Source organism: Methylobacterium sp. ME121 (assembly GCF_000974725.1).
Lineage (GTDB): Bacteria > Pseudomonadota > Alphaproteobacteria > Rhizobiales > Beijerinckiaceae > Methylobacterium > Methylobacterium radiotolerans.
The window spans coordinates 52,488-60,467 of the sequence record NZ_BBUX01000032.1; the positions used below are offsets into that span (position 1 = coordinate 52,488).

General features: G+C 70.2%; 9 protein-coding genes. 3 read left to right on the forward strand and 6 right to left on the reverse strand.

From position 1 onward, the window contains the following. Nucleotides 1-201: 201 nt before the first annotated feature. Both ME121_RS19325 and ME121_RS19330 read right to left on the reverse strand, forming a co-directional pair. Nucleotides 202-609: a hypothetical protein gene (locus ME121_RS19325; protein WP_053622463.1), complete on the reverse strand. Its 408-nt coding sequence runs from the start codon at nt 607-609 to the stop codon at nt 202-204. A 198-nt stretch (nt 610-807) separates the two neighbouring features. Continuing rightward, the gene (locus ME121_RS19330) at nt 808-999 is read right to left on the reverse strand and encodes a hypothetical protein (RefSeq protein ID WP_012318656.1); all 192 of its coding nucleotides are present in this window, start codon (nt 997-999) and stop codon (nt 808-810) included. A gap of 87 nt (nt 1,000-1,086) precedes the next feature. On the opposite strand from ME121_RS19330, the gene ME121_RS19335 reads away from it, so the two are divergent. Continuing rightward, complete coding sequence (locus ME121_RS19335; RefSeq protein ID WP_053622464.1) at nt 1,087-1,347, forward strand: hypothetical protein; 261 nt, start codon at nt 1,087-1,089, stop codon at nt 1,345-1,347. Between the two features lie 54 nt (nt 1,348-1,401). Here the strand turns inward: ME121_RS19335 and ME121_RS19340 are convergent, their stop codons facing one another. Both ME121_RS19340 and ME121_RS19345 read right to left on the reverse strand, forming a co-directional pair. Further along, the gene (locus ME121_RS19340) at nt 1,402-2,028 is read right to left on the reverse strand and encodes a cell wall hydrolase (protein WP_053622465.1); all 627 of its coding nucleotides are present in this window, start codon (nt 2,026-2,028) and stop codon (nt 1,402-1,404) included. A gap of 141 nt (nt 2,029-2,169) precedes the next feature. Then, nucleotides 2,170-2,496: a DMT family transporter gene (locus tag ME121_RS19345; RefSeq protein ID WP_012318653.1), complete on the reverse strand. Its 327-nt coding sequence runs from the start codon at nt 2,494-2,496 to the stop codon at nt 2,170-2,172. Nucleotides 2,497-2,833: 337 nt separating this feature from the next. On the opposite strand from ME121_RS19345, the gene ME121_RS19350 reads away from it, so the two are divergent. Continuing rightward, nucleotides 2,834-4,066: a serine hydrolase domain-containing protein gene (locus tag ME121_RS19350; RefSeq protein ID WP_053622466.1), complete on the forward strand. Its 1,233-nt coding sequence runs from the start codon at nt 2,834-2,836 to the stop codon at nt 4,064-4,066. A 50-nt stretch (nt 4,067-4,116) separates the two neighbouring features. Here ME121_RS19350 and ME121_RS19355 read toward each other — a convergent pair whose 3' ends face one another. After that, nucleotides 4,117-5,538, reverse strand: coding sequence for a DUF4105 domain-containing protein (locus ME121_RS19355; RefSeq protein ID WP_024830416.1), 1,422 nt, complete (start codon nt 5,536-5,538; stop codon nt 4,117-4,119). Between the two features lie 614 nt (nt 5,539-6,152). On the opposite strand from ME121_RS19355, the gene ME121_RS19360 reads away from it, so the two are divergent. Then, nucleotides 6,153-6,581, forward strand: coding sequence for a Ros/MucR family transcriptional regulator (locus ME121_RS19360; RefSeq protein ID WP_059409462.1), 429 nt, complete (start codon nt 6,153-6,155; stop codon nt 6,579-6,581). A gap of 213 nt (nt 6,582-6,794) precedes the next feature. Here the strand turns inward: ME121_RS19360 and ME121_RS19365 are convergent, their stop codons facing one another. Next, on the reverse strand, nt 6,795-7,748 hold the full coding sequence (locus ME121_RS19365; protein ID WP_234741791.1) for a PAS domain-containing protein: 954 nt from the start codon (nt 7,746-7,748) through the stop codon (nt 6,795-6,797). Between the last annotated feature and the right edge of the window lie 232 nt (nt 7,749-7,980).

The window sequence follows — 7,980 nt, forward strand, 5'->3', positions numbered from 1 at the left end:
AGGCCCCGTCACCGGCCGGTCAGCGGACGGGGACGGTCGTCCCCGTCCGCTGACCGGCCTGGAGGAGCCGCATGACCGACGCCTCAGACCCACCGGAGGGACCGTCCGGGAAAACGGCGCTGCTGGTCGTCCTCACCCTCACGGCCGTTGCCGCCGCCGCCTACGTCCTGATCCACATGGACTAGGTCGCCGGCGACGCCCCTACAAGGTCCGGCAATTCCCGTAGCTGACCTTGACGTCGTTGCGGTCCTCGGGATTGAGTTGCGCCTCGACGAAGTTCATCTTGTTGAGATCGATCAGCAGGAAGTAGACGCCGTTCTGACACTTGATCGCGTTGCGCGGGGTGCGCTCGTTCAGCCGCGGCGAGGCCGTCTGGCACTCGTAGTAGTCGGAACGTCCGGCCGAGATCACGGTCAGCAGGCCGCCGCTGGAGACCAGCGAGAATGTCCGGGCCTTGTGGGGCTGCGGTGTCGCCCCTTCGGGTGCGGCGGCATTGAGACCGGTCGACGCCTCCACCGTACACGTCATCGGACGGCGCAGCTGGGAGACCGAGGGCGTGATGCTCAGCAGGAGGAGCGCACCAGCGAGTGCTACCCGTTCGGCGATCATCGGCGATGGATCCGTGATTCGTGGGTAGTTTCTACCCAGAAGCTAGGCCGTTATCCATCGTTGTAAATGCCGCCTGATCGGATCGATGGGCCGATCAACAGATTTGCCGCCCGCTCCATTGCACCGCCCGAAGGATTACGGATCAGGCCGGTTCAACCGTCGGGACCCGGTCCGACCGGAACGCCGGCGAAGCGGGTTCTAATCCTCCCGGACGTCCGGATTGTCGTTGGCGGCCGGGTCGGCGTCGCGCCGCGCCGCGATCTCCGTACCGATGTCCATGAGCAGCAACCGGGACAGGAGCTTCATCGTCGCCGTGCCGTGCGCGGCCACGAGTTGATGGGCCAGGATGGTCGCCTCCACCATGCGGTCAAAACCGTCGTCGTCGGACATGGCGGTGCAGTAACCTGGTTGAATGCCGAGCATACAACTTAAAGGTAAGGATCCGGTTCGACCGTCCGCGCAGAAACAGGATTCTCCATGATCCCGACCGTCCAGGCCGACGCGCTGCTGGGGAGACTGGCCGAGGCCCTGGGGCGCCCGGTCGAGATCTTCTTCACCGGGTGCGGGGACGCATCCGGGGACGCGTCCCCGGAATGCGACGCGCTGCCGACGCTGGAGCTGCTCCGTCTGTGGGCTGCGCTGCGGGAACCGGTGAGCCGGCAGCGGGTGCTGGCCGCCGCCCGGCAGGAGGCCCGAACCCTGCGGGCGGGCCGCGCCGAGGATGCCGCGGCCGGCTGACCGGCGCTCGCCGCCGGGATCCCGCGACGCGGCGAGCGACGCGGGCCGCCGCGATCAAGGGCTCGCGGCAGGCGGCGCGGGTACGGCCGCGAAGGTCAGGGCGGTAGCGGGAAGGGTGGGCGTGGCCGCCTTGTCCTGCTGCGCGGGCTTGTCCTGCTTCTCCAGCTTGGCCGTCCGCCTGTCGCGCTTCTCGTAGAAGGCGTTGCCGCCGGCGACGGCCACGTAGTGCATGTTCGTGTAGGGGAAGTGGTGGCCCGCGGTGTGGAAGAACATCGCCTTCCCGACCTTCGGGTGCCGCTCGCCGGCCAGGACGGCGTCGGCGGCGTCGGCGACCTTCTGGAGATCCTTCTCCTGCATCGGCTTGGTGAGGACGCCCGGCGCGAACTGTCCCGGCTGCCCGACCACCGCGCAGATGCCGCCCGGGAAGATCGCGTTCTCGAGCCGGTTCATGACCACGGTGCCGACGGCGACCAGCCCGTCGCTGTCGCTCCGGTTCGACTCGAAGTACATGGCGCGGCCGAGACAATCGCGCTCGGCGTCGCTGACGACCATCGGCGGCTTGCGGTCGGGGATCGATCCCGTCGTGAGCACCGGCGAGGCGGTGTTGCAGGCCCCCAGGCCCCCGGCCGCCGCCAGAACGATCAGTGCAGGACCGACCTTCGTCCTCTCGCTACCCTGCATGCATCCGCGCTCCGTGCTCCTCCAGCCTGACCCGCCGGGCGGTGTTCCGCTCCGACCGGACGAAGGCCAAGCTTGACGGCACGTTCGCGGCGAGGATGTGGCGAGAGTGTCCCGTTTCGGGACCGGCCCGGAGCCGGAGCCTCAGTGCTGGCCCTGGCCGGCGGCCAGGATGGTCACGCCCACGGCGATCACCCCGATGCCCACCAGCATCGTCGGGTTGATCGCCTCACCGTACAGCCACGCGCCGCCGACCGCCGCGCCGATCATGCCGATCCCAGACCAGATCGCGTAGACGACACCGATCGGGAGCATGTCCATGCTGGTCGACATCAGCCACAGGGCGGTGCCGTATCCGAGGGCCACGATCACCGTCGGCCCGGGGCGGGTGAGGCCCTCGGCGGCCTTGAGCGCCAGGGTGGCGGTCACCTCCGCGCCGATAGCGAGCCCGAGGATCAGGTACGGATTCATGGCACGGCGGACTTTCGGGCTGCGCGGGCTGGGTGAGTCGGGCGGTCGCGGCGTGTAGAACCAGGTTCGCGTCGGACGCCCGACCGGACGGGGCGGCGCCGGGCCGGCCCGGATCCGCGTCGAAACGGCCGTGGGACGTCGGCGGCCGCCGGACACAAGGCCACAGATCCGTGAACATTTCCGAACCGGCCCTCCGCCGCCGCGCCGGCGACGGGCCGGCCCCGTGCCAGGGCCGGTTGGGGCTTTCGTTAATGCCTCCTGATCATGGTGACCGCGCGCCGTCCCGCCCCGGGGCCGGCCGCGCGACCGCGACGATCCAGAGCGACACAGACCCAGCATGACCGCGTCCATGGCGATCCCGGATTCCCCGGCCCGCACACGCCGGGGCCGCCGCTGGAGCGCGATCGCGGCGGCGAGCGGCGCGGCCGTCGTCGGCTGCGCCTGGACCGCCGCCGCGCTGATCAACGTCCCCGACCCCGTCACCCTGGCGGCGCTCGCGGTCATCGAGCCGTCGTCGGTGGGCACGTGGTTCCCGAGCCGGATCGTCCAGGCCCCGGCCCGGGCGAGCGACCTGCCGGTGCGGCCGCGCCCGATCCTCGACCGCGTCCCCTGGAAGGGGAAGACGGTCCCGCTGATGACGGTGCTGGGCGCGACCCACACCAACGCGTTCCTGGTGCTGCAGGACGGCGTCCTGATCCACGAATGGCGGCGCGCGGGCACCGGACCGGAGACGCTGTTTCCCTCGTGGTCGGTGGCGAAGTCCGTCGTCTCGCTGCTGGTCGGCGCCGCGGTGGCGCGGGGCCAGCTCGCCGAGACCGACCGGGTCTCCACGCTCCTGCCCGAGTTGCGGAACGGCGCGGTGTTCGGTCAGATCACCGTGCGCAACCTCCTCGACATGGCGAGCGGGATCGCGGTGCCGGAGAACTACGATCCCCGGCACCCCCTGACCGGCACCGCCGGGATGTACCTGACGCGCGACCTCACGGCCTTCGTGCGCGACAACGCCCACTTGGCCTTCAAGCCCGGCACCAAGGGCCGCTACCGCAGCATCGACACCGAGCTGCTCGGCCTGATCCTCGCCCGGGTCGAGGGCAAGCCGCTGGCCGACATCCTCTCGGAGCGGATCTGGAAGCCGATGGGCGCCCAGGCCGACGCCACCTGGAACCTCGACCGGCCCGGCGGCATCGAGAAGGCGTTCTGCTGCATCAACGCGACGGCCCGCGACTTCGCCCGCCTCGGCCTGCTGGTGGCCGACCAGGGCCGGTCGGGCGAACACCGCATCATCCCGGGCCGCTGGATCGAGCGGATCATGACGCCGGCCCGGCGCGACGTCGACGGCTGGCAGTACTCGGCCCAGTGGTGGCACGCGCCGGGGGGCGAGGACGACGACATCTCGGCGATCGGCGTCTACGGCCAGTACATCTACGTCAATCGCGCGACCGGCACGGTGATCGTGAAGCTCAGCGACCACGGCGCCGAGCAGGACGAGGTCGACACGCTGGCGGTGATGCAGGCCATCGCGGGCGATCTCGCCGCCGGTCGCCCCGCCGCCGCCCGCAAGGACCCGTGAAGGACCCGTGAGCGGCGGGGGCCGCGGCCCGAGTCCCGACCTGGCCGCGCTCAGGCCTCTGTCGGACCGGCCCCCGGCACGGAGGATCGCCGGGCGATCGGGCTCAGGGACGCGAGGTCCCGCGCCCGCCAGTTGCGCAGGAGCCGCCAGCCGACCCGCTTCCAGGCGATCGACGGCACCGGCGAGGCCGGATCCACGAGGGCGCTCAGCGCCCGCGTGTAGTCGAGGACGAGACCCGGGGTCCAGGTCATGGACCGCGCCCCGTTGCGCAGGAAGGCCGCGGCCCAGAATTCCGGCGTGGTCAGCGCCGCCGCGAGCTGCCGCCAGGGATGGCCGCCGCGGCTGAACGCGCCCTCCACGGCGATGTCCAGCGCCCGCGCCACCGTGGTCGAGCAGTTGCGGCTGATGAAGTTGTAGGTGGTGTCGCGGCTGTACTGCGCCCAGAACGCCCGCAGCCGGGCGGCGTCGATGCCGTTCAGCGTCACCGCCACCGTGGCCGGGCACCAATCCGCCACCTCCGCGGCGTGCGAGGGCAGGAAGCGCCCGGGCACGTCGTTCTCCGGGCCCGCGCGCAGGCTCGAGCGCAGGTTGGCGGGGGAGCGGTCGATCTCCACGGCGGGGTAGTGGCTGACGTAGAGGTCGTCGCCCTGCTGCAGGGCCGCGTGGCCGGTGGAGAACCGCCCGGCCTTGTCGACGGAGGCGACGTAGCGCCGGATCAGCCGCTGGCCGGCCGGGGTGGTCGCCTGCCCGGTGGGCGTCCAGACATAGACCGTCAGGCTGCCGGGCTCGGTCGCGCCGGCGCCGGTCGCGGCGGCGGCCGGCTCGGCGGTGCCCAGGCGCCGGGTACGCAGCCCGACCAGCGCGAGGTTGGCGCCGTTCAGGATCAGGAACATGCCGATGCAGTAGCCGACCGTGCCGGCGTACCAGGTCGGCCAGGGCTGGAGATGGAACAGGCCAAAGGCGATGCTGAGGCCGCCCAGGGCGACCGACATCCGCCAGCCGGCGAATTTCAGCAGGCCGGCGATCGTGATCCGGACGAGGCCGTCGACCACGAAGGCGACGCCGAAGATCATGGCGAGCAGGAAGGTGCTGTGCCGCGTGGCCATCATGATCAGCACGGCCATGACCGACAGCAGCGCGCCCTTGGCGAGGCGCAGGCGGCGCGCGGCGCCGACCGCGGACGCGCCGACGACGAGGGCGCTCACGCCCTCGGCCAGGAGGATCAGGCCGAACCACCGATCCGGGACGTGGAGCGCGCCGTCGAGTGAATCGACCACCACCAGGAGGCCGAGCAACGACCACAGCAGGCCGGTGGCGACGATCAGGTGCCAGTGGCGGCGGACCGCGGCCCGGCCGACGAGCAGCATCCAGAGGGGCGGCATCCGGCCGCCGACCGCGTCCGCGGCGCCCGGTCCGGGCGCTTCGAGCGCGGAGAGCGCGCGCGGGATTGAGGTCGCACAGGGTCCGGACATAGGGGTCGCCCTCGAAAGCGCGCGTCGACGAGCCTCTCGCACGGATGCCGCCGTGCCGTCACGGCCGGAGAGAGGCTCCCGACACGCGAGCGTTTCGCGAGGCGCGCGGGGCGCACGATCCACGCCTTGCCTGAGAACTTTGTTAATCGCGGCCTGCGCCGGGCGCCAGCGCCCGCGGATAACCGCGACGGGGCCCGGAATCCCGCCGCGCGCCACCCGACCGAGGGTCGGCAGGACCGCGGCCCCATCGACCCGTAACGGGGCCACATCGGTGATCGGTCCCTGTCTCCGCCCCTGATTCGCGCCCCTGCAGCCTGTCATCGTGCGGCCGTTCGAAGTCATCGCCGACAGGCTATCGGACCGGATGCCGAAACTGCGCAGAGTTTGCGAAAGGTCGCGCACGCAGCAACCTCATGTTGCCACACAAGAACAGAAAGTGTTCAAAGCACATCCTAAGATAAACTGTAGACAAAATATTCAGTTTCTATAGTTACGCGCCAATTTTGGCAGAATCGAAGCAGTTTGGTGCATGCTTGGGCGGTAAAAGCTGATCAAGTCTCCAGCTTTATCGATGCACCGTTTTCCATTCCTCGACTCTCGGTACTTGAGGATCCATGAACACCATCGATTTGAACGAAAAGACCTCGGACCCGAACACAGACCTGATCAAGTGCACGGCATCACTGGTTGCGGCCTACGTGTCCCGGAATGCGGTGGGCGTGGGAGACCTGCCGGTTCTGATCGACCAAGTGCACACGGCGATATCGGTCCTGCAGGGCGGCGGTTCGGGATCCGGTCCGGGCTGGACCGGCCCGACGGCGGCGCAGATCGAGGCCTCGATCCAGCAGGACGGCCTGATCAGCTTCATCGACGGCCGGTCCTACAAGACCCTGAAGCGCCACCTCACCGCGCACGGCCTCACGCCGGAGCGGTACCGGGCGAAGTACGGCCTGCCGGCCGACTACCCGGTGGTGGCACCGGGCTACGCCGCCAAGCGTTCGGAGATCGCGAAGGCGATCCAGCTCGGCCACAAGGCGGCCTGAGGAAGCCGGGCCGGCCCGCAGCGCCCTGGATCGGCGGCCCCGTCCGGGCCGCCACGCGACGCGGGCGCGGGATGCCCGACGGCGGATCGCCCGATCCGCCCGTCCCGGTCTCCGCGCCGGAAGTGGGGGTCCCTCCGGGCCAGCGCGGAGACCGTCCTTGGCCCGGCAGGGCAGGGCGGATCCCGCGGAGCGCCCGTCGGCCGCGCGGGCCGCTCAGACCCGGGCGACCGCCAGGGTCCCGTCGTCCATGGGAACGAAGCGGACGCCCGCCCGGCGCAGCGCCTCGACCGCGTGCAGGCGAGACCGGCTTCCCCGATGCTCGCTGTCCTCGTCCAGACGCCGCACCGTCGAATGCGACAGGCCGCTGGCCTGGGCGAGATCCATCATCGACCAGTCGAGGAGAGCCCGCGCGGCCCGCAGGTGGTGACCGGTCACGGAATGCGCCAGCCCCTCGTGCAGGCCGACCAGGGGCGGGGCGTGGTTGCGGACGGGGTACTTGAGCCCGCAGCGGCCCAGATAGGTCCCGTCCGGATCCCAGACCGGCATCGTGAGGATCCGGAAGTGCCAGAGCTCGCCGTTGGCGAGGCGCTCGTGGGCCCCTCCCTGGAAGAACGCCCGCCGCTCGATCTGCTCCTCGGCCGCCGCCCGGAAGGCCTCGCGCTCCTCCGGAACGATCAGGAGATACGGCTCGGCGCAGATCTCCTCCAGCGGGAGCCCGTGGACCTGGGCCACGGCGAACGGGATGTCCCGGACCCGGTCGAGCCCCATCGAGAAGGTCGTGATATGCTCGGTGAGGTAGAGCGCGCTCTGCCGGCGGCGCTCCTCCTGCCGCAGACGCGCCAGCTGCTCGCGGTCGCTCACGTCGAGCGCCGTGCCGTTGAGGGCGACGGGCCGCCCTTCCGCCGAGACGCGCACCTCCATCGTCAGCGAGAGGGTGCGCACCGTGCCGTTCGTCCGGATCACCCGGACGATGACCTCGCGCGGGACGTGCCCCTGCCGGATGTCGGCCAGCGCCGGCATCAGGTGCCGGTCCTCCGGATGGATCAGGCTCAGCAACAGGTCGTAGCGCGCCTTCGCGGCGTTCGGAACGAGCCCGAGCAGCCGGTAGAACCCGGGCGACCAGACCTGCTCCTCGCCCGCGAAGATCCAGCTCCAGGCACCGCTCACGCCTCGGCTTTCCGTGAGAGTCAGGAACTCTCCCGACGAAAAAGTCAGATCGCTTAAAGCAGTGTGGAACATCTCGGCACCGATCGAACCGTATCACCGTTTCCGCCACTCGGCCATGAGAATTTTTCCAGCATAAAAATTCAAAATTCAGCCAAAATCTCTTACGATCAAGTCCAGGTCCTCGTCGATCGGACGTGAGATAGCCGCACTACATCTTTCGAGGACGTACGCG